The organism is Kribbella sp. VKM Ac-2569, assembly GCF_004216905.1.
GTDB lineage: Bacteria > Actinomycetota > Actinomycetes > Propionibacteriales > Kribbellaceae > Kribbella.
Genome location: NZ_SGXJ01000003.1, coordinates 255,419 through 282,209, shown reverse-complemented (window position 1 = coordinate 282,209; position 26,791 = coordinate 255,419). Strand labels below are relative to the sequence as shown.

At 67.5% G+C, this 26,791-nt stretch carries 25 protein-coding genes; 4 read left to right on the top strand and 21 right to left on the bottom strand.

All coding sequences use genetic code 11. The annotated features are described in order from the left end of the window. Positions 1–159: 159 nt before the first annotated feature. Positions 160–492 (bottom strand): hypothetical protein, encoded by a 333-nt coding sequence (locus tag EV649_RS21610; protein ID WP_130385370.1) that lies wholly within the window; start codon positions 490–492, stop codon positions 160–162. A gap of 307 nt (positions 493–799) precedes the next feature. On the opposite strand from EV649_RS21610, the gene EV649_RS21605 reads away from it, so the two are divergent. Next, positions 800–1,693, top strand: a complete 894-nt coding sequence (locus EV649_RS21605) for a hypothetical protein (protein WP_241998507.1) — start codon at positions 800–802, stop codon at positions 1,691–1,693. A 123-nt stretch (positions 1,694–1,816) separates the two neighbouring features. Continuing rightward, positions 1,817–2,431, top strand: a complete 615-nt coding sequence (locus EV649_RS21600; RefSeq protein WP_130385369.1) for a rhomboid family intramembrane serine protease — start codon at positions 1,817–1,819, stop codon at positions 2,429–2,431. Here the strand turns inward: EV649_RS21600 and EV649_RS21595 are convergent. Both EV649_RS21595 and EV649_RS21590 read right to left on the bottom strand, forming a co-directional pair. Next, positions 2,407–3,783 carry a hypothetical protein gene (locus tag EV649_RS21595; protein ID WP_130385368.1) on the bottom strand — a complete coding sequence of 459 codons (1,377 nt, stop codon included), beginning with the start codon at positions 3,781–3,783 and terminating at the stop codon, positions 2,407–2,409. The two genes, EV649_RS21600 and EV649_RS21595, sit on opposite strands and share 25 nt — an antisense overlap. A gap of 24 nt (positions 3,784–3,807) precedes the next feature. Continuing rightward, positions 3,808–4,770 (bottom strand): N-acetyltransferase, encoded by a 963-nt coding sequence (locus EV649_RS21590; RefSeq protein ID WP_130385367.1) that lies wholly within the window; start codon positions 4,768–4,770, stop codon positions 3,808–3,810. A 216-nt stretch (positions 4,771–4,986) separates the two neighbouring features. Between EV649_RS21590 and EV649_RS21585 the strand changes: the two genes are divergently transcribed. Beyond that, positions 4,987–5,796, top strand: a complete 810-nt coding sequence (locus tag EV649_RS21585) for an alpha/beta hydrolase (protein WP_130385366.1) — start codon at positions 4,987–4,989, stop codon at positions 5,794–5,796. Here the strand turns inward: EV649_RS21585 and araA are convergent. The 9 genes from araA to EV649_RS21540 all read right to left on the bottom strand — a co-directional run bounded on the left by araA (position 5,771) and on the right by EV649_RS21540 (position 16,751). After that, a complete protein-coding gene (gene araA / locus EV649_RS21580) occupies positions 5,771–7,291 on the bottom strand; it encodes an L-arabinose isomerase (RefSeq protein ID WP_130385365.1) in 1,521 nt (506 codons plus the stop codon). The two genes, EV649_RS21585 and araA, sit on opposite strands and share 26 nt — an antisense overlap. A 37-nt stretch (positions 7,292–7,328) precedes the next feature. Further along, positions 7,329–8,006 carry an L-ribulose-5-phosphate 4-epimerase gene (locus tag EV649_RS21575; RefSeq protein WP_130385364.1) on the bottom strand — a complete coding sequence of 226 codons (678 nt, stop codon included), beginning with the start codon at positions 8,004–8,006 and terminating at the stop codon, positions 7,329–7,331. Next, positions 8,003–9,667: a ribulokinase gene (gene araB, locus EV649_RS21570; protein WP_130385363.1), complete on the bottom strand. Its 1,665-nt coding sequence runs from the start codon at positions 9,665–9,667 to the stop codon at positions 8,003–8,005. The genes EV649_RS21575 and araB overlap by 4 nt, the downstream gene beginning before the upstream one ends. Before the next feature lie 120 nt (positions 9,668–9,787). Then, on the bottom strand, positions 9,788–10,771 hold the full coding sequence (locus tag EV649_RS21565) for a LacI family DNA-binding transcriptional regulator (RefSeq protein ID WP_130385362.1): 984 nt from the start codon (positions 10,769–10,771) through the stop codon (positions 9,788–9,790). A gap of 75 nt (positions 10,772–10,846) precedes the next feature. Beyond that, entirely contained in the window at positions 10,847–11,869 is a 1,023-nt protein-coding gene (locus tag EV649_RS21560; protein WP_241998505.1) for a LacI family DNA-binding transcriptional regulator, read from the bottom strand. A gap of 7 nt (positions 11,870–11,876) precedes the next feature. Beyond that, positions 11,877–13,124 (bottom strand): multiple monosaccharide ABC transporter permease, encoded by a 1,248-nt coding sequence (gene mmsB, locus EV649_RS21555; protein WP_130385361.1) that lies wholly within the window; start codon positions 13,122–13,124, stop codon positions 11,877–11,879. After that, positions 13,121–14,659 (bottom strand): multiple monosaccharide ABC transporter ATP-binding protein, encoded by a 1,539-nt coding sequence (gene mmsA / locus EV649_RS21550; protein ID WP_130385360.1) that lies wholly within the window; start codon positions 14,657–14,659, stop codon positions 13,121–13,123. Before mmsA ends, mmsB begins: the two co-directional genes overlap by 4 nt. 82 nt (positions 14,660–14,741) lie before the next feature. Further along, entirely contained in the window at positions 14,742–15,866 is a 1,125-nt protein-coding gene (chvE, locus tag EV649_RS21545) for a multiple monosaccharide ABC transporter substrate-binding protein (protein ID WP_241998502.1), read from the bottom strand. Between the two features lie 375 nt (positions 15,867–16,241). After that, on the bottom strand, positions 16,242–16,751 hold the full coding sequence (locus EV649_RS21540; protein WP_130385358.1) for a cysteine dioxygenase family protein: 510 nt from the start codon (positions 16,749–16,751) through the stop codon (positions 16,242–16,244). A 74-nt stretch (positions 16,752–16,825) separates the two neighbouring features. Here EV649_RS21540 and EV649_RS21535 point away from each other — a divergent pair, with 74 nt between their 5' ends. Further along, positions 16,826–17,692: a LysR family transcriptional regulator gene (locus EV649_RS21535; RefSeq protein ID WP_130385357.1), complete on the top strand. Its 867-nt coding sequence runs from the start codon at positions 16,826–16,828 to the stop codon at positions 17,690–17,692. Positions 17,693–17,711: 19 nt separating this feature from the next. Here EV649_RS21535 and EV649_RS21530 read toward each other — a convergent pair whose 3' ends face one another. The 9 genes from EV649_RS21530 to EV649_RS21490 are packed head-to-tail and all read right to left on the bottom strand — an operon-like array spanning position 17,712 to position 26,770. Continuing rightward, entirely contained in the window at positions 17,712–18,470 is a 759-nt protein-coding gene (locus tag EV649_RS21530) for a hypothetical protein (RefSeq protein ID WP_130385356.1), read from the bottom strand. A gap of 13 nt (positions 18,471–18,483) precedes the next feature. Then, the gene (locus EV649_RS21525) at positions 18,484–18,834 is read right to left on the bottom strand and encodes an STAS domain-containing protein (RefSeq protein WP_130385355.1); all 351 of its coding nucleotides are present in this window, start codon (positions 18,832–18,834) and stop codon (positions 18,484–18,486) included. After that, a complete protein-coding gene (locus tag EV649_RS21520) occupies positions 18,827–19,192 on the bottom strand; it encodes an STAS domain-containing protein (RefSeq protein WP_130385354.1) in 366 nt (121 codons plus the stop codon). Before EV649_RS21520 ends, EV649_RS21525 begins: the two co-directional genes overlap by 8 nt. Further along, on the bottom strand, positions 19,179–20,813 hold the full coding sequence (locus EV649_RS21515; RefSeq protein ID WP_130385353.1) for a SpoIIE family protein phosphatase: 1,635 nt from the start codon (positions 20,811–20,813) through the stop codon (positions 19,179–19,181). The genes EV649_RS21520 and EV649_RS21515 overlap by 14 nt, the downstream gene beginning before the upstream one ends. A gap of 12 nt (positions 20,814–20,825) precedes the next feature. Then, positions 20,826–22,031: a hypothetical protein gene (locus EV649_RS21510; protein WP_130385352.1), complete on the bottom strand. Its 1,206-nt coding sequence runs from the start codon at positions 22,029–22,031 to the stop codon at positions 20,826–20,828. Continuing rightward, positions 22,028–23,206 carry a hypothetical protein gene (locus tag EV649_RS21505; protein ID WP_130385351.1) on the bottom strand — a complete coding sequence of 393 codons (1,179 nt, stop codon included), beginning with the start codon at positions 23,204–23,206 and terminating at the stop codon, positions 22,028–22,030. Before EV649_RS21505 ends, EV649_RS21510 begins: the two co-directional genes overlap by 4 nt. Continuing rightward, positions 23,203–24,375, bottom strand: a complete 1,173-nt coding sequence (locus EV649_RS21500) for a hypothetical protein (RefSeq protein WP_130385350.1) — start codon at positions 24,373–24,375, stop codon at positions 23,203–23,205. The genes EV649_RS21505 and EV649_RS21500 overlap by 4 nt, the downstream gene beginning before the upstream one ends. Further along, entirely contained in the window at positions 24,372–25,562 is a 1,191-nt protein-coding gene (locus EV649_RS21495; protein ID WP_130385349.1) for a hypothetical protein, read from the bottom strand. The genes EV649_RS21500 and EV649_RS21495 overlap by 4 nt, the downstream gene beginning before the upstream one ends. Continuing rightward, positions 25,559–26,770 (bottom strand): hypothetical protein, encoded by a 1,212-nt coding sequence (locus tag EV649_RS21490; protein ID WP_130385348.1) that lies wholly within the window; start codon positions 26,768–26,770, stop codon positions 25,559–25,561. Before EV649_RS21490 ends, EV649_RS21495 begins: the two co-directional genes overlap by 4 nt. Positions 26,771–26,791 lie beyond the last annotated feature (21 nt).

Below are 26,791 nucleotides of genomic sequence, written 5' to 3'. Positions count from 1 at the left end.
CAGGTTGTCCGCAAGAACCTCGTGCAGGTACGAGCGGCGCTCGTGGCAGTCCGCCTGCACGCGACTCGGCAGGCGGTGCACCAGGTGGATGATTGCGGTCACGACCCAATCCTGACCCGCGTCGTACTGCCGATAAACATCCAACTCACAACTCGCACGTCAGACCTTGCCGAGCTCCGGGATGAAGGCCGCGAGCGCGCCCGTGAGTAGTGGAGACAGGATGGTCAGCGCCGTCAGCGGGTTGCGTAGCAGCGATACATCGAGGTGCAACAGAACCTCGAGCCGAGCTCGCCTGGCCACCCATTCCTCGGTCGGCTGACCGTCGGGCGGAAGGGGGTAGGCGTGGTCGACGATCTCGCGTGCGCAGGACCGCCAGCTTGCGGCCAGGGCGAACAACAAAGCGACCGTTCCGATCGTGACCACTGGCGACCCCAGCCGCCGAGCCCGTCCCTCGAGTTCCATCACGCTCCCACCCTCTTCACCCTCAGCCATGGAGTAATGGGCGTCAATGGGCCGAGAGTGAAGCGCCAGCAAAAGTCCCGGGCCGTCCACACCGTAAGTCGTGTCACTCGACGCGAGAGACGTCGTACTTGCCGACGGCAACTTTCGTTCCGAGTTTCGGGCGGCCGCTGAAGTGGCTCAAGCTCGGGGACGAGTGTGCGCAACTTTCGTCGGCTCGGCTGCATCAAGGTGAGTAACGATCTACTGCTGGCATCGAGCCCGCAGCCTGGGGGCAGGTACGAGAGGTTGCGACAACATGCACGGTAAGCAAAGGCTTGTCCGTCGAAGCTCGGTGGTAGTGAGTGCGGCTGCACTGGTGGCCGTAGGCTTGTTTCCCGGAGCCGCGGACGCCGTCACGACGACCGCCGGTGACGCAAGCGCCGGTAAGTGCACGATGGATCTGGGATCGGTCACGGCCGGAGGTGATCACCGGTCGCAGCGCATCACTGCCAACTCGCCTCCGACGAGAACGAACGACCATGTGGTGGCGCCCGGCCTGTTCAAGGATCCGGTACGGCTCAGCAGTTCGATGTTCACCTCGCCGAATCCGGCCGGGGTCTACGTCGGGGGCCATGTGATCATGGGCGCGAAGATGGCCTACAGCGGCTACGTCTTCGCCCCGGGCCGTGAATTCGACCCGAACTCGATCGTCCGCGAGGTCTACAGCAGCGACTACGGTGACATCGTCGCGTTCGAGGCGTCTCGCTATCGGGAGGGAACGTCCGCTCGAACGGCGACCTACGGCTTGCGCGCCGACGGCGTGCTGCTCAGATGGACCTCAATCCCTGGGGATTGGCAAGTCACCGGCACGGCCCCGGGCTTCGCGTCGGTGAAGGCGATGACGTTGATCAGCAAGACCCGCACCTACGACACGTTCCTCGCGAATACTCGAGGCGGCGCGCTCTACACGATTCACATCCCGACGACGTCGCCGATGAAGCCGGTCGTCAAACCGGTACGCACACGTACCTGGCAGGGCTTCGAATTCCTGATCGCGCAGAAGTGCGGCAAGCAGGGCACCCTGCTGCTGGGGATCGACAAGGACACCCAATCGGCCTATCTGTACGCCGTCGGACACGCCAACGGCACCGCGACGGTCATCCAGGGCCTCGGCAAGGTCCCCGGAACGTTCAACGACCCGGCCTACTTCCGCTGGGCGACCGCAACCAACGACCCACTCGTGGGCGAGTAGACGCTCGACCCACCACCGGCTCACTGAACCGGTGGTGGGTCAAGCCTTTCACCATGACAAACGGCGGACTTCATCGTGACAAACGTCGGAGGTGCGGCAGCGTCGGCACACTAGGGTCCTGGTGTGACCACTCGCACCGCACCTCGTACGCCGCTCGCGGCACTCGCCGTCGGCCCGACCCGGCCGCTGCTGACTGCAACCGTGTTTCTGGTGACGCTGGCGTGCGGGATCGCGCAACTGGTGCACCGGCCGCTGTACGAGCATGTCGTACGGGACGCCTCTCGCATCGACCACGGCCAGTGGTATCGACTGCTGACAGGCATGTTCTTCCAGGACGGCTGGGCGTCCGGGCTCATCTCGAACCTGCTCTTGCTGGCGGTCGTCGGCACGATCGCCGAGCGCGTGTTCGGCCGTTGGCGGTGGCTTGTCCTCTACTTCGCCTGTGGATGGTTCGGCCAGTTGATGAGCTACATCTGGCTCAATCCAGTGGGCGCAGGCAACTCGATGTGCGTCGCCGGCCTGATCGGCGGGCTGGCTACGGTGATCCTGCTGGCCCCGCGCCGGTACGGCGTCATACCGCCAGTACCGCTCCGCATCACGGCGCTCGCCGTACCAGTGCTGGCCATAGTCGACACGATCCTGCACGACAACCACGGCCTCCCCTGCCTCCTCGGGGTCGCCCTGGGGTTCCTGCTCTTGCCACAGCGTCGCGATCAGCCGACAACGACCTCGACGTGATGGTGGCCGGCGAGGGTGGCCGGGACAAACGGTGCTTCCATCGCATGCCCGTCGAGGTGAACAGACCGGACGCGGGTGCCTTCGCCCCGCAGCGTCACGTCGAGCGTCGCTGCTCGGTAACGCAGCGATTGCAGGGACCACTCACCGGCGTGCGTCGTCGGCACGGTCGGCCGGATCGTGATGCCGTCGGCACCGAAGCTGAGCCCGAACAGGCCTTCGTGGACGAGTCGGAGGAGCGCGGTGGCAGACCAGGTCTGGTGCGGGAGTGACTGCCACTGACGGCCCACCTGCCAGCCGCCGTCCACCTCGCCTGTCGCCGCGTTGTAGACCTCGAACAGCTCGTCACCACTCGAGCGGAAGACAGTGACGAGGTCGTCCAGCGTGCGGCCGAACTCGGCCGCATGCTGAGCCGCGGCCGCCGAGTACCCCCACAGGCCCATGACCATCGGCCAGCAGATGGCATTGTGGCGGCCGGGACGATCGGGGCCGAAACGGGCGAAGTGCGGCCACACGTTCACCACGCCGAAAGGCTCGCGGTGGATGGCCCCGACGATCCCCGCCGCGCGCTCGGCCCCTGCGATGCCGAACTCGATCACCAGCGCGAGCCCAGCGGTCTCCTGGTGGAGATCGAGCCCGTCGGGTCCGAGGAAATAGCCGTACGTGCCGGCCGTGTCCGACCAGAGATGGTCGTTGATGGCGGCAACGAGTTCGGCCCGCTGGGCGGCATACGGTTCCGGATCCGCGCCGACCTCGGCTGCGAGTTGTTCCAGGCAACCAAGTGCTCCGACGTACACGGCATTCGTCGACAGGCAGCGGATGTCTCGGCTGACCGGATGGTCCAGCACGAAGGACGACGGATTGTCCGGCTGGTACGGCGGTTCCGGGTAGCCGGCGATACCGTCCTGCATGAGGGCCGGACCGCGGTAGAGGCCTGACCGGCTGTCGAAGCGATCACGCCGGAGGATGTCCAAAGAAGCCGCGCCGATCCGGAAAACCTCGGCGGCGAACCCCGCGTCGCCGGTCACCAGCTGATGGTGTCGCGCACCGATGACCCAGATGATCTGATCCCACCATTGATCGTCCTGAGCGATCAGGCCGTCGGTGCAGACCTTCTGCAACGTGTACTTGGCGACCTCGGGCGACAGCAGACTCGCTGCGTGCCACGAGTTGATGGCGGCGTCCCGCGTCCACGGCTCGGAGTACCCTCCTCCGGCCCGCAGGTACGCCGTACCGTCGGTCGTGCCTGCGATCGTGTTGACGTCGAGGAGATTGTGCAGGGCCGCGGAGTAGCACACTCGGAGGTTCTCACCGCGCACACCGTCGGCTGACCAGAGCAGGGGGCGATCGGACATGCCCCCACCCTTTCAGACCTAGAGCTAGGCGACGGGGACGACGCGGCGCCAGCCGTCGAAGACGACGGTGGCGTTCATGCCCACTGACAGGTACAGGCCGAGTGCAGGCGTCGGGTTGTTCGTGTCGACATGCAGGATCGTGCCGGCCCGGCCGATGGCTGCGTCGAGGGCGAAGGCGTCGTGCAGCAGGAACTTCGCCAGACCACGCCCCCGGAACTCCTCGACCACGCCGAGCATGCCGATGTGACCACAGTTCTCGGTCTCGACGTACTTGTCGTTGCACATGCGGATCGCGACCGCCCGGCCGTCGACCTCGAGCAGCGTGAGCTGGTCCCACTCGAAGATGGGGACGTCGTCGAGCCTCTCGAGCCACGCCTCGTGTGGGGTCTCGCCCCAGCCGAACTGGCCGCGAAAGGACTCGTTGAGGACCTCGTGTGCGGCCCAGCGGGTGGCGTCGTCGAAGGCACCGCGGCGGACCACGACGCCGACGGGCGAGTCAGGGGTGACGGCCGGTTCGGTGTGGTCGATCCGCATCCGGTGGAACGACGTACCGGCGGTGAAATCGTGGTCGGACAGCTGCGCGCGCAGCGGTTCGTCGGTCCGGCACACGAACGCGTCGACGGTGACCTCGGTATGGCCACGCTCGCGTCCCATCTCCTGGGCGCGCTGCGTCGTCCGATCGACCAGCCAGGCGGCGACCTCTGGGTCCTTCGCTGCCACTTCGATGTCGATCAGGTGACGGTCACCTGTGCCGAGCGCGGTCCCATACCCGGCCGGCAGGCCGTCCGCGGCGAGCACGAGCCAGCCGTCGATCATGCGGTCGAAGCCTGGCCTGTCAATGCAGTAGGCGACCTCCGTCAACGTGGTATCGGCGTACCCGACCACCGCCGTGTTGTAGGCCGCGAGCATGTCGAACAGTGCCTCGGCGTCAGCCGGCTCAGCCGGACGGACGGTGTAACCGTCGGGCAGTGCAGCGATGGTCTTCATGACTCATCGTGCGCCCATACGCATTGCACCGGAAGGACCCAGCAGCTTTGACCTTGCACCGCTCCGGCCTTCGCCGCCAGCCGACCCGCATCTCCAGCGGTGATGTCCGGTTCAGGTCAGTACGGCGCGCACCTGGACAGGCCCGACCTGACCCATCCGAGACTCCGGGGTGGACACCCGCAGCAGGTCCGACGATGTGGTGAGGATGATGGGAGGATGAATGCTTCGTCGGACGGTTGGCCTGTCGTGCTCCTTCACGGGTGGCCTGTCACCGAGACGCACTGGCAAGGTCTGCTGCCACTCCTGCGTCGCAGCGGTTTCGCGCCGGTTCCGGTCGCCCTGCCAGGGCTCGGCACGCCGGCGGGGAGCGCATCTGGTTTCAGGAAGAGCGACCTTGCCGGCTGGCTCCGCGAGGATCTCAGCAAGCGCGGGCTCACGCGTTTCTCGCTGGTGGGCCATGACTGGGGTGGCACGGTCGCCTTTCTCCTGGCCGCTGCGATGCCCCAGGCGGTGAGCGCGATCGTGATCGAAGAGGAGATCCTCCCCGGGATCGAGATCGACATCCCCGCACCAGGCGCTCAGCACTATCCGTCCTGGCATGGACCGTTCAACCGCGCACCCGGCCTCGCCGAACAGCTCGTCCCGGGGCGCGAAGACGCCTACTACGGCACCTTCCTCCGGCAGAGCGCCGGGCCGGCCGGGCTGGACCCGGACACAATCCGCTCCTATACCGACGCCTACACGAGCGGCGACGCTCTGGCAGCCGGGCTCGGCTACTACCGATCCCAGGCCGACGACATCGCCGACGTTCAACGACTCCAAGAGAATCCGATCCACACGCCCGTGCTCGCGATCGGAGGACGATACGCGATGGGCTCCGCGGTCGCGGAGGGCCTCCGCTCGCTCTCAACCGACGTGACCGGCCTCGTCCTGGAACGATCCGGTCACTACCCGGCCGAACAAGAACCCGAACCGGCAGCCCAAGCCATCATCGAGTTCCTCAAGCGCGGGCACCGGCCCTGGTGAGGCGGTGGTAGACGTCGTTCCAGTGGAGCTCACGCTGGAACTCGCGCACGGTGGTCGATGCGTCGATGACGGCCAGCTCGACGGACAGCATGTCGGCGAAGTCCTCGTAGACCTCCCGGTCGAGGGCCGTCGTCAGGACCGTGTGATGCGGTGCGCCGGCAACCAGCCACGACTCGGCCGAGGTGGACAAGGACGGCTCGGGCTTCCACACCGCACAAGCGACCGGCAGCCGCGGGAGCGCCTCGTCCGGCTCGACGAGGTGTACGACGTTCGCCGTGAGCCGGAAGCGATCGCCGAGGTCGGCGATCCCCACCACGACACCGTCACCCGGATCGGCAAGGAAGCGCAGCCGGACGGGATCCTCGCGGCCGCCGATACCGAGCGGATGAATCTCCAGCGACGGGCGGGCCGTCGTGAGCGACGGGCACACCTCGAGCATGTGGGCGCCGAGGATCTTCTCCTCCCCCGGCACCAGGTGGTAGGTGTAGTCCTCCATGAAGGAGGTGCCGCCCGGCAGCCCGTCGGCCATCGCCTTGCTGGCACGCAGCAGCACAGAGGTCTTCCAGTCCCCCTCGCCGCCGAATCCGTAGCCGTCGGCCATCAGCCGCTGCACGGCCAGACCGGGCAGTTGGCGAAGCCCGCCCAGATCCTCGAAGTTGGAGGTGAACGCTCCGAACCCACCGTCGGTCAGGAACGCCCGAAGTCCCAGTTCGATCTGGGCCCCGTAGCGCAGCGACTCGTGCCGCTCGCCGTCGGGCAGCAGCTCGGGTACGACGGCGTACGTGTCGACGTACTCCTCCACGAGGGCGGACACCTCGGCACCTGTGACGCCGTCGACCGCTGCGACGAGCTCGTTGACGCTGTAGGTGTTGACCGATACGCCGAACCGCAGCTGCGCCTCGACCTTGTCTCCCTCGGTCACGGCGACGTCGCGCATGTTGTCGCCGAAGCGCGCGAGCTTGAGCGAACGGAGTTCCGCGACGCCGAGCGCGGCGCGGGCCCAGTGCCCGACCCGCTGCTGGACAGAAGCGGATTCGACATGCCCCGCCACGGTCTTGCGCGGCACCTGCAGCCGGGACTGGATGTAGCCGAACTCCCGATCGCCGTGCGCGGCCTGGTTGAGGTTCATGAAGTCCATGTCGATCGTTGACCAGGGCAACGCGACATTGGCCTGCGTGTGCAGGTGCAGCAGCGGCTTGCGGAGCGCGTCGAGGCCGGCGATCCACATCTTCGCCGGCGAGAACGTGTGCATCCACGCGATGACGCCGACGCACTCCGGCGCGCTGTTCGCGTCGAGCATCTGCCTACGGATCGCACCGGCGTCGAGCAGCACCGGCTTCCACACGATCTCCACGGGCAGGCCGGCGCCGGCGAGACGCTTGGCCACCGCCTGAGACTGTTCGGCGACCTGCTCGAGGGTGTCCGGGCCGTACAGGCCTTGGCTGCCGGTCAGGAACCAGACCTCACGAGCGGTCTCAGTGGTGTTCACAGTCATGCGGTCCTTCCGGGATCTGACCAGCACAGAGCAGCGGTCATCGTTGTCCGTAGACGTTCTGGTAGCGGTCGAAGAGCTGGTCGACGTACGACTGGTCGATGGGGATCGGTTCGCCAAGCTGCCGCGCGAGGTGCACCGAGCGGGCGACGTCCTCACACATGACAGCCGCCTTGACCGCGGCCTTGGCGGTCGGCCCGATGGTGAAGACGCCGTGGTTCTGCATCAGCGCGGCCGGCGAGCGCGAGCCGCGGAGCGTCTCGACGATGCCGCGGCCGATCGAGTCGTCCCCGATGATCGCGAACGGCCCCACCGGAATAGGTCCGCCGAATTCGTCGGCACACATCGTCGTCACGCACGGGATCGCTTCGCCGCGCGCGGCCCACGCGACGGCGTACGGCGAATGGGTGTGCACCACGCCGCCGACGTCCGGCATCTCCCGATAGACGTAGGCCTGGGCCTCGGTGTCCGAGGACGGCGCGTGCTCACCGTCGACGACCCGGCCGTGGAGATCGCAGACGACCATGTTGCCGGGGGTCAGTTCGTCGTAGGCGACCCCGCTCGGTTTGATCACCATGAGGTCGTGCCCGGGAACCCGGGCGGAGACGTTGCCCGCCGTCCACACCACCAGCCCGTAGGCCGGCAGATGCGCATGCAGCTGACACACCTCGGCCCGCAGCCGGGTGAGAGTGTCGGCGACTTCCGCGATCGCACTCACTTGGCCTCCACTGCCCTGCGCCGGATCGCCTTCAACTGTCGCATCAACTTGGTATGCCGCCCGAAGTAGTCGTGCAGCTCGAGGTACACCTCGAACAGCTCGTCGTAGGCCTTGGCCCGTTCCTCGTCCGGGAGGTGGACGCCGCGCCGGACCTTGCCCATGCTCTTGGCCGCCGTCGGTACGTCGGGATAGGCACCGGCAGCGACCGCCGCGTGGATGGCCGAACCCAGCGCCGGCCCCTGTTCCGAGTCGATGATCGACAGCGGAAGCCTGGTGACGTCGGCGTAGATCTGCATCAGGAGGGCGTTCTTCGCGAGCCCGCCGGCGATGATCAATTCCATCACCGGTACGCCGCTGTTTGCGAACGTCTCGACGATGACGCGGGTACCGAACGCGGTCGCCTCGAGCAGGGCGCGGTAGCCGTCCTCGGGGCGGGTCGCCAACGTCTGGCCGACGACCAGTCCGGAGAGTTCGTGGTCGACGAGCACTGACCGGTTGCCGCTGTGCCAGTCGAGCGCGACGAGCCCGTGCTCAGCCACCGCTTGATCGGCCGCGAGCTTCGTCAGGTGCTCGTGCAACGACTCCCCCGCGGCGGCAGCAGCTTCGTGGTACGACGGCGGCACGGCGTTGTCGACGTACCAGCCGAAGATGTCGCCGACGCCGCTCTGACCGGCTTCGTAGCCCCAGCGGCCCGCGATGATGCCGCCGTCGACAACGCCGCACATGCCGGGCACCTCACGCAGCGCGTCCGCGCTCATGACGTGACACGTCGACGTACCCATGATGGCGACCATCTGCCCCGGGTCCACTGCCTGCGCCGCGGGCGCTGTCACGTGCGCGTCGACGTTCCCGACGGCGACCGCGATGCCTTCGGGGAGCCCGGTCCACGCAGCTGCCTCGGCAGTCAACCGGCCGGCCGCGGAGCCGAGCTGCCCGATCGGATGTTCCAGCTTGTCTGCGACGAAAGTCCCGAAGCCGGGCGCGAGGCCTTCGAGGAAGTCGATCGACGGGTACCGGCCGTCCTGCAGGATGCCCTTGTAGCCGGCGGTGCAGGCGTTGCGGACGTAGCGCCCGCACAGCTGCCACACGATCCAGTCGGCCGCCTCGACCCAGTGCTCCATCCGGTCGTAGAGCGGGCGGTCCTCCTCGAAGAACTGCAGCGCCTTGGCGAACTCCCACTCCGACGAGATCAGGCCGCCGTACCGCGGGAGCCAGTCCTCGCCCCGCTCGCGGGCGAGCTCGTTGATGCGGTCGGCCTGCGGCTGTGCGGCGTGGTGCTTCCACAGCTTGACGTACGCATGCGGTCTGTCCGCGAACCCGTCGGCCTCGTTCAGCGGCGTACCGTCGGCGAGGCACGGAACCATCGTGCAGGCGGTGAAGTCGGTAGCGATTCCGATCACTCGCGCCGGGTCGATCCCGGACGCGGCGATCGCCGCGGGGACGGCGGTCCTGAGCACCTCGCGGTAGTCGTCGGGGACCTGCAGGGCCCACTCCGGCGGCAGCCGCAGACCGGTCGCCGGCAGCCGGTCGTCGATCACGGCGTGCGCGTACTCGTGGACGCCGGTACCGAGCTCGGCCCCGTCATTCACGCGAACGACAACGGCCCGGCCGGACAACGTACCGAAGTCGACTCCGACGACGTACTGCTCTTCGGGGCTCATGCACAGATCCTCTCTGATGATGTGCAGGAACAGCATCAGTTCCGAGATTGTGAACGCTAACATTCTAGCTTGTCAAGAACGCCAACGGCCATTTGGACGGGGGCTGTTAGCGCTAACCCGTCAGTACCGCGGTGGGCCCGTGGAGTCGCGTACGACGAGCGCTGGACGGATCAGCTCGGCCGCCGGATCGCCCTCACCGCCGAGCGCCCGCAGGGTCAGCTCGACAGCGCGCACGCCGAGCAGGGAGAACTCCTGGTCGATGGTCGTGAGAGCCGGCCAGAGGTACCGCGCCTCGGGCACGTCGTCGAATCCGACGACACTGATCTCACCAGGGACGTCGCGGCCCTTCTCGTGCAAGGCGTACATCAGCCCGATGGCCATCCCGTCGTTGGCCACGAAGACTGCCGTCACGTCCGGGTCCTCGGCGATCCGCAGACCGGCCTCGTACCCGCTCTCCGGCGACCAGTCGCCGCCGAGCTCCGGTCCCGGCAGAACATGGCGATGCTCGTGCGCGCTCTGCCAGCCCGCACGCCGCTGGCCGGCTTCCACCCACTCCAGCGGCCCGGTGACATGGGCGACATGGCGATGGCCGAGGTCGAGCAAATGCTCCACCGCCAGGCGGGCACCCGCTTCCTGGTCGATTCCCACCGCCATCCGCTGCCCATCGCTCACCCCTTGGACGACGACCAGTGGTACGGGCAACTCGAGGGAGCTGACCTGCTCGAGTGCCTCGCGATGGGCGACGGCCACGACGATCGCCTCGACCGCCTCGTCGAGGAGGCGGTCGACGGCCTCCCTGAGCGACTGCGCCGTGAAGTCCTCGACCGCGACGAGCGAGACGTCGTACCCCGCCTTGTGCCCGGCGTCCTGAACCGACACAGCGATCATGCTCGGCCCGTGGAGAACCAGATGCGCCGAGATCATCCCGATGCGGTGCGACCTGTTCGTGACGAGGAGCCGGGCCGCGTTGTTGCGCCGATAGCCCAGCTCAGCGATCGCCGCCAGCACGCGCGTCCGGGTCCCGTCCCGCACCAGCTCCGATCCGTTCAGCACCCGGGATACGGTCTGATGCGAGACGCCAGCCGCGGCGGCCACATCGGTCATGCTCGGAGCTCGTCCAAGCCCCTCGCTCGCTCTCGCCATAGGGAAATAGTAGGGATTCCCGCTGCCGGGCCGGGCTCACCCCTTCTTGTGGTGGCGTGGCGGGGCGGTCGTACTGCGGACCATCAGGCGCGGTTGAACCGGCTCGGGCTGGAACGACGTACCGCTGATTCGCGCGAGGACCGCTTGGACGACGCGTCGGCCCAGTTCGGCGAAGTCCTGCCGAACTGTCGTCAGGGGTGGTGCGTAGTACGGCGCCTCGGGAACGTCGTCGAATCCGACGACGCTGATGTCCTCCGGTACCCGGATCCCACCCTCGGCGAAGGCGCTGAGCAGCCCGAGCGCCATCTGATCGTTGGCTACGAAGACGGCTGTGACTTCCTCTCCCCCACGACGACGTGCGATCAGCTCGCGACCGGCCAGGTAGCCGGTCGGCGGCCACCAGTCACCGTGCAGCACAGCGGGCACAGTGGCGCCGACCGACTCGAGCTCGATCCGCCAGCTGCGTTGCCGGGCGTCCGCCTCGAGGGCGTTGGCCGGCCCTCTCACGTGATGAACAGTGTGGTGCCCGAGTTCGAGCAGGTGCCTGGTGGCGAGTGCGGCGCCTGTCTCCTGGTCGACCCAGACCGCGAGGTCCTGTCCACCACGCTCCGCCTGGACGGTGATCAGCGGCACTCTCGGATTCACGACGGGTAGTGCGCGAACAGCGCCCTCATACGTGCTCAACGCAACGATGGCGTCGACGGACTGCGTCACCAACCGCTCGACGGCCTCGATCAGGTTGCCGCCGCTGTCGTCGTCGAGTACTGACACGTTCAGGGAGTAGCCGGCCTCGCGCGCCGCATGTTCCAGACCGAGCAAGGTCTGTGCGGGTCCGTACTGGCTCACGTTGGCGATGGCGAGGCCGATCGTGCGCGACGACCCGGTCACCAGGGCACGGGCTGCGCTGTTGGGTCGGTAGCCGAGCTCGGCGATCGCCTCCAGCACTCTCTTACGGGTCGCCGCCGCCACGTTCGGGTGCGCGTTGACCACCCTCGACACCGTCTGGTGCGAAACCCCGGCGCGTGCGGCGACGTCCGCCATACCGAGGGAGCGATCCACCGTGCTCCTAGCGGGTGGCGCCGGCGCGGCGCTTGTTGTAGATGTCGAAGGCAACGGCCAGCAGAAGCACCAGGCCCTTCACGACCGACTGCGTCGACTGGTCGACACCCATCAACTGCATACCGTTGCTCATCACCGCCATGATCAGACCGCCGACCATCGCGCCGACCACGGTGCCGACGCCACCCGCGACGGCGGCGCCGCCGATGAACGCCGCGGCAATCGCGTCGAGCTCGAACATGTTGCCGGCCGCCGGCTGGGCGCCGTTGGACCGGGACGAGTAGATGACACCGGCGATCCCGGCCAGGAATCCCATGTTCACGAAGATCCAGAAGTTGACCTTGCGGACCTTCACACCGGACAGCATCGCGGCCGACAGGTTGCCGCCGATCGCGTAGACCTGGCGGCCGAAGACGGTGTTCTTCGTCATCAACCCGTAGGCGATCACGAGGACGGCCAGGATGATCAGGACGATCGGCAGTCCGCGGGCGTGGGCAAGCTGCCAGCCGAAGTACATGACGACCGCGGCGACCGCCAGCACACGGGTGACGAACAGCGGGAACGACTCCACCGGCTGCTCGTAGCGGATCCGTGCCAACCGGGTGCGGAACACGCTGACCGCATACCCGGCTACCGCGAACCCGGCGATGAGCAGCGTGAACGCGTCGTAACCCTGACCGCCCATCAGGCCGTTCAGGAAGCCGCTGGCCACTTTCTGGTAGTCGGCCGGGAACGGCGACAAGGAGACGTTGTCCAGTACCTGCATCGTCAGGCCCCGGAACAGCAACATGCCGGCCAGCGTCACGATGAACGCCGGCATGCCGACGTACGCAACCCAGAAGCCGTGCCAGGCCCCGACCGCGATACCCACCGCGACGGCCGCCACCACGCCGATCCACCACGGCTGTCCGTGCTGGATGACCAGTACGGCGGACACCGCGCCCGTCAACGCGACGATCGACCCGACCGACAGGTCGATATGGCCGGCGATGATCAGGATCACCATGCCGATCGCGAGCACCAGGATGTAGGAGTACTGGAGCACGATGTTGGTGATGTTGCCCGGGCTGAGCAGGACACCGTCGGTCAGGAAGGCGAACAGCGCCACGATCACGACGAACGCGATGTAGATGCCGCTCTGCCGCAGGTTCCGCATGATCAGGGTGAGCGGATCGCTGGTGCCGACGTGCAATGCGGCGGCGGCGCTGTCTACTGATACCTGTTCCGTTGGTACGGAAGGCTTGGTGCTGGTCATCCGGCGAGCTCCTTCTCCTTCGTCATGAGCGCCATGAGGTCTTCCTGAGTGGCTTCTCCCACCGGCAACTCGCCGGTGATCCGGCCGGCCGACAACGTGTAGATCCGGTCGCACATACCCAGCAGTTCAGGGAGTTCGGAGGAGATGACGATGACCGCCTTCCCCTGTGCGACGAGCCGGTTGATGATCGTGTAGATCTCGAACTTGGCTCCGACGTCGATACCGCGGGTGGGCTCGTCCAGGATGAGTACGTCGGGATCCGTGAAGAGCCATTTGGACAGCACGACCTTCTGCTGGTTGCCCCCGGACAGGGTGCCGACGGTGTCCAGCACGGTGCGCGTCTTGATGTTCATCTCCCGCCGGCCCTGCTCGGCGACCTTGATCTCCTCGTTGCCGTTGATCCAGCCGGCCCGGGCCAGCTTGCCGAGCGCGGCGGCCGAGACGTTCGCACGGACGTCGGCGATCAGGTTCAGCCCGTACCGCTTGCGATCCTCGGTGGCGTACGCGATGCCGTTGGAGATCGCCTCGGCCACGGTTCGGGCCCGGACCTGCTTGCCGTGCAGGTACAGCCGGCCGCTGATGTTGCGTCCGTACGAGCGCCCGAAGACGCTCATCGCGAGTTCGGTGCGTCCCGCACCCATCAGTCCGGCGATGCCGACGACCTCGCCGGCCCGCACGTTGAGGGACGCGCCGTCGACGACCAGGCGCGGCTGGACCGGATGCCACACCGTCCAGTCCTCGATCCGCAGCACTTCCGGCCCTGGCTCGGACACCCGGTCCGGATAGAAGCTGTCGATGTCGCGCCCGACCATGCCGCGGATGATCCGCTGCTGGGTGACGTCCCCGGAACTCATGTCGAGAGTCTCGACTTTCTGCCCGTCCCGGATCACCGTGGTGGAGTCGGCGATCGCTGTGATCTCACTGAGCTTGTGGGAGATCATGATGCAGGTGATCCCCCGGTCCCGCAGCCGCCGGAGCAGGTCGAGCAGATGGGCCGAGTCCACATCGTTGAGTGCGGCGGTCGGCTCGTCGAGGATCAGCAGCCGGACCTCCTTCGACAGGGCCTTGGCGATCTCGACCAACTGCTGCTTGCCGACTCCGAGCTGGATCACCGGCGAGACCGGGTTCTCGTTCAGCCCGACGGAGGCCAGCAGGTCGCGGGCGTCGGCGTTGGCCCGGTTCCAGTCGATCAGCCCGCCGCGCCCGCGGCGTTCGTTGCCGAGGAAGATGTTCTCCGCGATCGACAGGTAGGGCACGAGCGCCAGTTCCTGATGGATGATGACGATCCCGACGGATTCGCTGTCACGGATACCGCCGAAGTGGACGGGACTCCCGTCGAACCTGATCTCGCCCTCGTAACTGCCGGTCGGGTACACGCCGGACAGCACCTTCATCAGGGTCGACTTCCCGGCCCCGTTCTCGCCACAGATCGCGTGGATCTCCCCACGCCGCACCTCGAGCGACACGTCCTCGAGAGCCGTGACCCCGGGGAAACGCTTGGTGATGCCCCGCATCTCGAGCAGCACGTCGTTCATTCAGCCTCCTTCGCGGCCGCACCGTCCACCTCAGGTCGCGGCCGGGGCTCGGCGGTCGGTGCCGCCGAGTCCCGGCCGGGTGTCACTTCGCCTGACCGGCGGCGACCTCGGCGGCCGTGTAGTAACCGGAGTCGACGAGCTGCTTCTGGATGTCTTGCTTGAAGACGCTCTGGATCGGCAGCAGGTACGCCGGGACGACCTTCGTGCCGTTGTCGTACGACTTGGTGTCGTTGGCCTCCGGCTGCTTCTTCTCCAGGAACGCCACCGACGCGTTGACGGCCTGCTCGGCCAGCAGCCGGGTGTCCTTGAAGATCGTGGAGCTCTGGACACCGGTGTTGATGAGCTTGACCGACGCGATCTCCGCGTCCTGACCGGTGATCGCCGGCATCGGGTTGGCCGGCGTGCCGTAGCCGACGTTCTGCAACGCGGTGATGATGCCGCGCGAGATGCCGTCGTACGGCGAGAGGACGCCGGCCACCTTGCCGCCGTCGTTGTAGCTCGACGTCAGCAGGTTCTCCATCCGCTTCTGTGCGGCCTCCTGCTGCCAGCGCAGGATCGCGACCTGCTCGAGCTTGGTCTGCTTCGACTTGACGACCAGCGAGCCGTTGTCCAGATACGGCTTCAGGGTGTCCATGGCGCCTTGGAAGAAGAAGTGCGTGTTGTTGTCGTCCAATGAGCCGGCGAAGACCTCGATGTTGAGCGGCCCGGTCTTGGTGCCCTTCGAGCCGTCCGCGTTCTCCAGGCCCAGCCCTCGAAGAAGTGACTTCGCCTGAGCGACACCGACCTTGTAGTTGTCGAAGCTGACGTAGAAGTCGACGTTCTGACTGCCGCGGATCAGCCGGTCGTACGCGACCACCGGGATCTTCTTGTCGGCCGCCGCCTGCAACTGGCTGCTGAGCGCGGTGCCGTCGATCGCGGCGATCACCAGCACGTCGGCGCCCTGGGTGATCATCTGATCAACCTGCTGCGACTGGGTCGGGATGTCGTCGTTCGCGTACTGCAGATCGACCTTGTATCCCTTCGCCTCGAGCTTCTCCTTCACCGCTTTGCCGTCGGCGATCCAGCGCTCCGACGTCTGCGTCGGCATCGACACCCCGATGGTCAGATCCTTGGGCTGCTGACTCGCGGTGTCGGTGGTCCCGCCCGCTCCCTCTCCGCCGCACGCCGCCAGGCCGAGCACCAGCAAGGCACCACTCAGAGTGGCCACAAACCTCTTCTTCACGAACGCTTCCCCTCCGGGATAGGTGTCACTCCCACATCACAGGTCAGATCGATTGTTAGCGCTCACATGTTTGCGCTCACATGGAGGTTGGTCAAGACATCAACCAGACATTCGCGCGTCACGGTCTCGTAACGACAATCGACCGGACCTCGTCGACTCATCGCCGAAAACCGTTCCTGGAAAGGCGTTTCCGCGCACGGCGTGATCCCCGCCGGCCTGGCATCTCGTCCCTGCGCCCGCCGCGAAGGGAACGCAGAAAGTCTTCACCCAGGGCCTGGACACGTTAACAACTGAAACATACTCACCAGCCCGAGCGTGATCGTGGTGTGCCGCTCACGACATAGCCGGCGGGCGCGACTCTCAGTTGTAGAAGCGGCGTGCGCTCGACCCGATGCGGGTCACGTCGGTGCCGTAGATGTGGATGGAGATCGCCGTCTGGTCCGAGGTGTTGTTGACACGGTGGATGTCGCCGGGAGGCGCGAATCCGCTCACGTCACCGACCTGGTTGTCGCTCTGGCCGATCAGCCGGAGGTCGGCGTCGTACAAGTCCTCGTGTTCGACGCCCTGGATCACTCCGAACACGCACCAGGTCACGTGGTCGTGGATCCGGGTCATCTGCCCGGGCCGCCAAACCAGGGCGATGATCGAGAAGGATCCGTCGGGTTCGACGTACAGCGTGTGGCTGCGGTAGCTATCCTCAGAGCCGAGACGCTGCTCAGCGGACAGTACGTCGGGAGTCGGCAGGTGGCGGCGTAGTTCCTCGGCCACGAGTTGAGCGGTGCCGTGCCAGTCGGCGTGCTGGTCGATGGCGGCGCGGACGCCGCTGACCAGGTCCGTGAGGTCAGTAGTGGAGATCGCTGTCGTCGTCATGTCTTGAGCGTGCGCCCAGCAACCCATAACGTCTAATGCCAAGTTTCGTACTCATCCATAGACAGGGTTGATACATGCTCGATGTCACGAGACTGCGCGTCATCGACGCCGTCGCGCGCCACGGATCGGTCACCGCCGCGGCGCGCGAACTGCACTACTCGCAGCCGTCCGTCACTCATCACCTCGCCCGCCTCGAGGCTGAGACGGGCGCACGACTGCTGCAGCGCGCGGGCCGCGGCATCCGCCTGACCGAAGCGGGCCGATTGCTTGCTGCCCGCGCAGCGGAGATCATCGGCCGGATCGACGCCGTCGACGCCGAACTCGCGGCCTACGTCGGACTGAGCGCAGGGCGCCTCCGCCTGGCGGCCTTCTCGTCCGCGATCGGATCACTCGTACCAGGCGCCGTCTCGGCGCTGGCCGGCAAACACCCCGGTCTCGAGGTCAGCCTCATCGACACCCATCCGCCGGAGGCGCTCGAACTGTTGCGCACCGGCACGATCGATGTCGCGATCGTCTTTCGGTACGACGAGACCGAGCCGGAGCCGACCGGTGTTCGACTGCACCATTTGCTGGACGATCCGCTGTACCTGCTGTCGAAAGACCAGCCGGCCACCCTCGCCGGACTCCACGACGCGACCTGGATCGCCGGCTGCGATCGTTGCCGCAGGCACCTGATCTCGCTGTGCGCGGCGGCCGGCTACGAGCCGCGAATCGGGTACACGTCCGACGACATGGTGGTGATGCAAGCACTCGTCGCGGCCGGCCTCGGGGTGACCACCTTGCCCGGCCTCGCCCTCCGCAGCCACCATGTCGACGGCATCATCGCCACCGAGCTGCCCGGCTCGCTTCGGCACGTGTACGCCGCGACGTACGGCGAACCGCCGGACCCGCCGGCGATCACAGCACTGCTGACCGCGCTCACTGAAGCAGCAATGCTGTGAACCAGACAGGATTACAGCGTCAGGCGCCGGTCCGGTGGGTGAGGCTTCTGGCGCCGCGGATGGGTGCTTCGGCCATGTAGATCGCGGAGCGGATCGCCGAGGAGTGCCACACGTTGCGCCACCTCGACCACTGCCGTTTCCTGTCCACGCAGACGACCTTGGTGTCCACCGTCGCGTCCGGATGTCCGAAGTGCGCGGCCACGTTGCCGAGCGTCTGGATCCAGAACTGGTCTTCCTGGCGATGGCCACCCATCACGAGGGCCAGCTCGAAGATCGGATCCGAGGCACGCATCAGAACCTGCGCCTGGACGACGGTCGCGTCGTCCTGCTGCGCCGCGCTGAAGGTGATCCAGCCGGCGAACATGTGACCCTGCGGCGTCATCAACGTGAACGACTCCTCGTCGGCGTACAGAACCATGACGCCGGTCGACAGCTTCATGCCGGGCACCTTCATGTTGAGCAGCGCGACCTCACCGGGTTCGATGCCGGTCAGCGGTGCGTAGAAGTGATTGCCCGGCGGCCAGAAGTCACCGAAATCCTTGCGCCAGGTGGCGATCAGCTCGGTCGGCGCGACGCGCTCGGACGGTAGCCGCACCACGTAGGTCTTCTGCCACATCTTCCCGAAGCCCTGGATCGGGCTGGTGAGCTGCCGGCCGTCCACGTTGAGATTCATGGCGCCTTCGGGCACCTGTGAGACCTTCAGCCGCGAAACCATTTTCGCCCAGTTGGCCTCGTCGCGGCCTGCCGCGGCGGGCTTGTCGTTGCTGCTGTTGGTCATGGCGTGCGCCCCTCTATGCCGCGCCGGCCGCGGCCAGCGCATCCTGCTCGGTGTCGTGGATGCCGATCGCCTCGTCGAGGCGGGTCAGCTCGAAGATCTGGCTGTAGTGCTCGGACAGGCCGTAGGCCAGCAGCTGTTGCGACCGCCGTCGGGCCCGCACCAGCAGGGTGACCAGCAGCCCGATGCCGCCACTGTTCATGTACGACAGTCCGGTGAAGTTGAGGATCACCGCCGTGACGTCGCCGGCGCTCTCGTACGCCTTCATCAGGACGTCCTCCGAGCCCGCTGTCACGTCTCCCCGGATGTCGACCACGCCCGCCGTCCCCGTCCGGCGTACGTCGAATGTCGCTGTTGCCTCAGCCATTTCTGTCCCCTCCCACGCCCTGTACGGCGCTGTCCTCGTCGTTCTCGATCGCCATGAAGTCGGCCAGCCGGGTGATCTCGAAGATCTCGCGGTAGTGGTCGGTGAGGCCGTACGCCCGGATCGGGATGCGGTGTGCCCGCGCGCTCGCGAGCAGGCCCACCACCAGCGCGATGCCGGTCGAATTGATGTAGCCGCTGTTCTCGAAGCTGAGCACCACGGCATCGGGCCGTACGGTGGTCGCGGCGGTCCAGGCCTCGTCCAGTGCGGACTCGGCCGCGGCGTTGAGATCACCGATCAGTTCGATGACCGCTACACCGTCCCGCCGGCGTACGTGGGCGAGGGCTTCACGTGTCGTCATCGTCGGCTCCTTGCGTCGACTCCGGTTCGAGGTGCATGACGAGCTCGACGGTGTGGTGTTCGCCGTCGCCGGTCTCGCGGGCCTCGTCGACCATGTTCTTGATCAGGAACAATCCCCAGCCCCGAGGCCGCTGGAGACCTGCGAGCTTCGCCTCCAGGTCCGGTACCTCGGCCTGATCGGGGGCCGACCGGGCACCACCGAGGTCGGCGACCTCGACGCGGATCCGGCCGGTCTCGGCGTACACCCGGACCGTGACCGGGCGGTCGGCCCGGTAGGAGTTGCCGTGTTCCATCGCGTTCATCGTGGCTTCGGCGACCGCGGTCTCCAGGCGACGGAGCCGCGCGGGCTCGAGGCCGAGCGGACCGACTGTGGCGGCGACTCGTTCGAGCGCCATCCGCTCGTTGCCCTGGGCACTCGGCACCTCGAACTCGATGAGCAGCTCGCCCGCGACCTTGCCGTTCGGGCTGTCGCCCCGAGCCGGCTCACGTTGCAGCACGACCATGGTGATGTCGTCCTCCTGCTCGGCGTCGGGCCCGGTATGGGCGTGCAGGTCCGCAAGCACCAGGTCGATCAGCTCGCCACCCCCTGGGTACCGTGCAACCGCTTCCTTGAGGCGTGGGAAGCCGAACATCTGGCCCTGCGGATCGTGTGCTTCGACAATGCCGTCGGAGTGCAGCAGCAACGAATCACCGGGCGCGAGCAGGGTCTCCCGCTCCTCGTACTTCATCCCGGTCATCAGACCCAGCGGCATCCCCCGGGCGCGCAACTCGACCGAGCCCAGGGCTGTCTTCACGTACGGCAGATCGTGCCCGGCATTGGCGAACCGGAAGTGGCCGGTGTCCGGGTCCAGAACGCCGTACAGGCAGGTGACGAACATCTTCGCGGGCATGTCCGGGCAGAGGTGTTCGTTGACCCGCTCGAGTACCGCGCCAGGTTCGATCAGTCGCTGGGCGGAGGCACGCAGCACGCTGCGGGTGGCGGCCATGACCAGCGCCGCCGGTACGCCCTTGTCGGTGACATCGCCGATGACGAAGCCGACCTGACCGTCGGTCAAGGGGATCACGTCGTAGAAGTCGCCGCCCACCTCACGCGCCGGTTGGTAGCAGGCCGCGACCTGCCAGCCGGACAACTCGGGGAGCTGTTTGGGCAGGAAGTTCTGCTGGATCAGCCGGGCGACCTCGAGCTCCTGCTCAAAGCGCTGGCGGGTGCGGGCCTCGGCCTGTTGCTGGCGGACCAGCTGACCGACCCGCAGCGCCGGCGCAGCCTGCGCGGCGAGGTTGTCGAGCAGCTTGCGGTCGTCGCTGGAGTACTCCTGCTCGGACCGGCGCGGCCCGAGGTTCAGTACGCCGATCAGCTCGCCCTGGCTCACCAGCGGCACGGCGAGCTTGACGCCCGCGGCCTTGAGCTCTGCCAGCGCGGGCGAGTCGAGCTCGAGTGCCTCCACGTCCACAGCGCCGCTCGCGCTCTGCAGGTATGCCAGGAGCGGATCGTTGGGTGCGATGTCGACCGGCGTCGCCTCGTCGCCCGGGACCGGTTGCGCGCGATCCTCGGGCGTCGGGAGGCCTGCCCCGGCGGCGGTTCGCCTGCGGAGGCGGCGGAAGGTGCTGCTCAGTGCGGCCATCACAAGCCCTTTCTACTGGTACGTCGTCCGGGAATCGTTACGGTCTTCGGTTCGCAGCCACAGCGACACGTGAGTCGGCTGCATGGTGTCGTGTACGACGGTGCGCAGATCGGCGGCCAGCGCCTGCAGGTCGAGTTCATGGCGCAGCCGTGCACCGAACGCGTCCAGCGTCCGAGCCGCGTCGTACCGGCGCCGGAAGAACCGCCGATCCACCCCGGCCTGGATCCGCGACCGCACCGGGCGGAACAGGGCCGCAACCGCCAACGTCGACACCGCCACGGCCAGCCCTGAGCCCTGCGTCACCGGACCCAATACCACCTGCAACAGCAGGACACTTCCCAGGTACGCCGTACCAAGCGTCACGGTCAGAGCGCCGTACACCAACGTCTTGTTGATCACCAGGTCGATGTCGTAGAGGCGATATCGGAGGACCGCCAGCCCGGCGGCGACCGGCAGCCCGGCGACAGCCAGCAGGCCGACGATGTAGGCGGCGTTGGCGACCCGCCCGGGAGGCATCGCGCTGCCGGCCCCGATCCCCGCGCCGACCATCACGGCGGCGTAGGTGAACCATTTGAGCTGTTGACGTTCGACCCCTCCCGATCGTCGCAGGCGTACGACCAAGGCGGCCGTGGCGATCACCAGCACCGGAGCTGCTAGCAGATCGGTGGCGTCCGACAGCCAGCGGGCGAACTCGGCTCCCCGGCCGGTCGGCGCGACCGGGTTGTCGAAGCCGGAATCGATCTCGTCCGGTGCGAGTGCCACGGCCACCGTCGCCAGCGCGACGCTGACAGCGACGAACCAACCGGCCCAGCGCCATCGTCGCGACGGCAGCCGGCCTGTCGGAAAGAGCATGAACAGGAAGGCGGTCAGACCGAAGAACGCCGGGACGGTGGCCCAGCTGCTGACCCATGCTGCCCACTCATCACCGGGTAGCGGACCGGAACCCGGCACCAGGCTCAGCTCGGCGTAAGCCTCCGGCGCGAACGGCAGGTCGATCCCGACGCCGAGTGCGAGCAGGATCCAGCCCACGGCGTGCCGCGGAAGCCGGGACGCGACCACCGCGCCGATGGCGGCGGCGCCGAGGCCGGCCAGCGCGAAACCGGCGCCGCCCAGCAGTTCCATCGGCCCTGTCCTCCCGACCGTGGTCACCACCACCGCTGCGGGAATCCCGACGACGCTCGCACCGGCGCAGATCAGCCAGGGCAGCCGCGCTGTCATGGCCGGCTCCGCAGCCACAGCGTCACCTGGGTCGGCTGCATGGTGTCGCGCACCACGCCTTGCAGGTCGTTGCCCAGCGCATCGAGATCCAGTTGCTCCCGCAGACGTACGCCGAACGCCTCGAGGGTCCGTGCTGCGTCGTACCGGCGGCGGAAGAAGCGTCGGTCCACCGCGGCCTGGATTCGCGACCGGACCGGGCGGAACAGGGCCGCGACCACCAGTGTGGACACCGCGACGGCCGGTCCCGAGCCCTGCGTCACCGGACGCAACAGGAGCTGGAGCAGCAGGACACTGCCCAGATATCCGGCGGCCAGCGTGACGGTCAGAGCGCCGTACACGATCGTGCGGTTGATCACCACGTCGATGTCGTAGAGGCGATGCCGCAGGATTCCGATGCCGGTCGCGATCGGCAGACCGAGAACGCTGAGCAGGATCGCGGCGTTGGCCACCGCGGGAGTGAGCAGCTCGTAGCCGACCGTGCCGATCGCGATCGTCGCGGCGGCCAGCGCGCCGGACCAGACCAGCCACTTGATCTGCTGGCGCTGCTCGTAGCCGGCTTTGCGGAACCGCAGGATCAGCGACACCGGGGAGGCCACCAGGACGATCAGTGCCGCCAGCGCGGTCATCCCCTCGGCGATCGTCTGTACCACGCTGTCGACCGCGTACGGGTTCGTCAGGGTGGGGAAATCCTCGAGCGGACCTGGTTTCGTGGCGCTGGCGACGAAGAGTCCGGCGATACCGAGTACGCCGCACCACGCCACCGGCCGCCACCGTGCCGAGAGCAGCCGGCCGTCCGGGAACAGCAAGGGCAGGTACGCCGCCGGCACCAGGATGACCGGAATCCACGACACGGTCGCGTACACCGCCGCGGCCTCCGCGAGCGAGCCGGCCGAACCCGCCCCGGCCTGCCGATAGTCGGCGTACCCTCTGGCCACGGACCCGACGCCGTTGATCACTGCGGACGCACAGAAGATCCAGCCGATCGGGTTACGCGGATGCCGTCGCGCGATCAGGATCCCGACGGCGCAGAACACCACCACCATCACGACCATCAGGTCTCCCCAGCCCAGCCCGATCGTTCCGGCGGCGGCCGTCAGGCCGATCGCGATCCCGGTGAGTGCCACGGCCATGGCGCCGAGCGTCCAGGCCAGGACAGGTGCGATCCGGGCCCTCATCGCTCGGCCCTCCGAAGCCACAGGGACACGTGCGCCGGCTGCATGGTGTCGCGAACGACGGCTTCGAGATCGGTGCCGAGAGCCTCGACATCCAGTTCGTCGCGCAGCCGTCCGCCGAAGGCCGCCAACGTCCGGGCCGCGTCGTACTTGCGCCGGAAGAACCTCCGGTCCACCACGGCCTGGATTCGCGACCGGACCGGCCGGAACAACGCGGCGACCGCGAGCGTCGACACCGCCACCGCCAGGCCCGACGTCTCGGTCAGCGGCCTCAGCACCAACTGCAGCAGGAGGACGCTGCCGACGTACGCCGCGCCCAACGAGACCGTCAGACCGCCGTAGACGAGGGTCCGATTGACGACGACGTCGATGTCGAACAGCCGGTGCCGCAGGATCGCGATCCCGGTCGCGACCGGGACGGTGGCCAGCGCCATGGAGGCGATCGCCTCGGTGTAAGGAGCGGTCCCCGGCCCGATCACTGTCTCCAATGCGACCACCGCGCAGAGGCCGCCGGCGACGAGCATCCCGGCGTACATCAGCCACTTGATCTGCTGGCGCTCGACCGCGTGGGCGGCGCGGTAGCGGACCACCAGCGACACGATGGAGGCCGCGACTGCGATCAGCAGAGCGGCTATTCCCACCGCTCTCAGCGGGTTCCACAGGTCGATACCGACGTCGACCCCGAACGGGTTGTCCATCGGGACGTCCTGCATCGGCCCCGGTGCGAACGCGGCGGTGACGAACTGCGCCAGGAAGCCGACGATCGCAAGCCAGACGACCGGACGCCAGCGCCTGGACGGCAATCGGCCGGTCGGAAAGAGCAGCAGACCGAAGGTCGGCGCCAGCCAGACCGGTAGCCAGGCCCAGGTCGAGATCCAGCCGATCACCAGGACCGGCTGATCCGAGCCCAGCCGGATGAACTCGTCGGCCGCGTAGCCGGTGGATCCGACCAGCACCGAACTCACTCCGGCCAGGAGCAGGATCCAGCCGATCGGATGGCCGGGGCGCCGCGACACGATCAGCGCGCCGACCGACACGAAGGCCAGGACGAACACCAGCCAGCTGGTGGACGACGGAATCCCGCCGCTGCTGGTGACATCGTCCACCACACCACCCACCGGGACGCTGACCGCAAGCAGCCAGAGCAAACCGATCGGCACCCACCGCTTCATCGTGAACCCCGCAACCACAGCGTCACGTGGGCCGGCTGCATGGTGTCGCGAACCACGGCGCGCAGGTCGTTGCCCAGCGCATCGACATCGAGTTGGTCCCGCAACCGGGAGCCGAACGCTTCCAGGGTGCGGGCCGCGTCGTACCGGCGCCGGAAGAACCGCCGGTCGACCAGCGCCTGGATCCGCGAACGCACCGGGCGGAACAGCGCCGCCACCGTGAGCGTGGACATCGCCACCGCCAGATCCGACCCCTGCGTCAACGGGTTCAGCACAAGTTGGAGGAGCAGGACACTCCCGAGGTACGACGTACCCAGCGTCAACGTCAGAGCGCCGTACACAAGGGTCCGGTGGATGACGACGTCGATCCCGTACAGCTGATGACGCAGGATGGCGATGCCGATGGCCGACGGCAGCCCGACGAGGAGCAGGAAGACCAGCGACCACCAGGCGACCACCGCGACCACGTCCAGCCACGGCGGGAACTCGTCACCCCCGACCAGGCTGACCAGCGCGAGAACGACGAACGGAGCGAGCGCCAGTATGCAGACGTAGGCGAACCACGTGACCTGCTGACGCTCGCGACCGCGCGATCGCCGCAGTCGCAGGACCAAGGAGAGCCCACCGAGTACGAGAGTGCCGGCCGCAAGGAGTTCACCGACGCCGGACAGCCAGGAGAGCGCGCTGCCAACGGCTCCCTCGACGCCCAGCGGGTTCTGGATCGGGCGGTCCGCGGGGATCTCGAGTACGCCGGGTGCGAAAGCGGCCCCGACCACGTTGGCCGCAACCGCACCGATGCCGAGCCCGACAACGATCCGCCACCGTCGCGACAGCAGCCGGCCGGATGGGAAGACCAAGGCGAGGAACAGGGCCGGGAGATAAAGCCACACGAACAACAACCAGCTGTTGAGCCACCCCGCCCACTCCGCGCCGGGAGACGACGACCGGCCGGCGTACACGGTCGTGAGGGTGTCGAGGCCCAGGGCAACAGCTGCGACGAGCAGCAGCCATCCCACCGCGTTGGCGGGCTGCCGGGACGCGACCAGCGCACCGACGAGCGCGAAACCGATCCCGATCGCGACCAGCGCGTCGGATGCGTTGCCGCCGCGAACCGCCACCAGGACGGGAGTTGCCACGGCCAGTGCGACAAAGAGGCCGAACAGGCTCCACGCCGGCCACCGGGCGCTCATCGGTCGGCCTTGCGCAGCCACAGTGTCACATGGGCCGGCTGCATGGTGTCGCGCACCACGGCCTGGAGATCGGTGCCGAGGGCATCGAGATCCAGCTGGTCCCGCAACCGGGTACCGAACGCCTCCAGCGTCCGGGCCGCGTCGTACCGGCGCCGGAAGAAGCGCCGGTCGACCAGGCCCTGGATCCGCGACCGCACCGGGCGGAACAGCCCCGCCACCAAGAGCGTCGACACCGCGACCGCGAGACCCGATCCCTGTGTCACGGGGCTCAAGACCAACTGCAGCAACAAGACGCTCCCGACGTACGCCGCGCCCAGTGTCACGGACAGAGCGCCGTACACCAGCGTCCGGTTGATGACGACGTCAATGTCGTACAGGCGATACCGCAGGATCGCGACACCGACGGCCAATGGGATCATCAGAAGCAAACCCGCGAAGACCAGTTCGTCCACCGGGATGTCGCCGACTTGAAGGTTGGTGGACGACAGCGCCGTCATGATCGGAATGGACCCGAACAGCACAGCCGCGAGGTAGAACATCCAGGAGATCTGCAGCCGCTCCACCCCTCGCGATCGCCGGAAGCGGACCGCCAGCGCCACCACCCCGAAGATGAGCCCGATGCCCAGGGTAGGTGCGGCGACATCGCCGACCGCCGACATGACTGCACTCGGTGCCGGGAACGGATTCGAGACCGTCGGGAAGTAGTGCAGCTCCCCCGGCGCGAGCAACGTCCCGATGACGTAGGCCGCCACGTCGACAGCCACCGCCCAGACGAGCCACCGCCACCTCCGCGATGGCACGTGTCCGGTGGGGAAGAGCGCGAACACCAGGACCGAAGTCGCCGCGACGCTGGGCCAGATCACAGCATCGGCCACCAGGCCGGCCCACGCTCCACCGGGCACTGTGCCCGGCGCGCGCAGTAGGGCGTAGGCGCCGTACTCGAGCAAGATCTGCGAGAGTGCGTTCCCCAGACCGGTCGCCAGGAACAGCCAGCCGATCGCGTTGTCCGGTTGCCGGGCCACGATCGTCGCGCCCACCGTCGGGAAGCCCAAGCTCGCGACGTCGATCACGGCATCCAGGGAGCCGTACGAGTCGGCCGGCCGGACATCTCCGTTGATCACGAAGAGTACGAGCGCGACCGCGGTCAGCGCGACGCACAGTCCCCACACCGGCCAGGCCAGACGGGCAGCACCCACTCGGACCGCCACTGAAGTCTCCCTCCCCCTGCA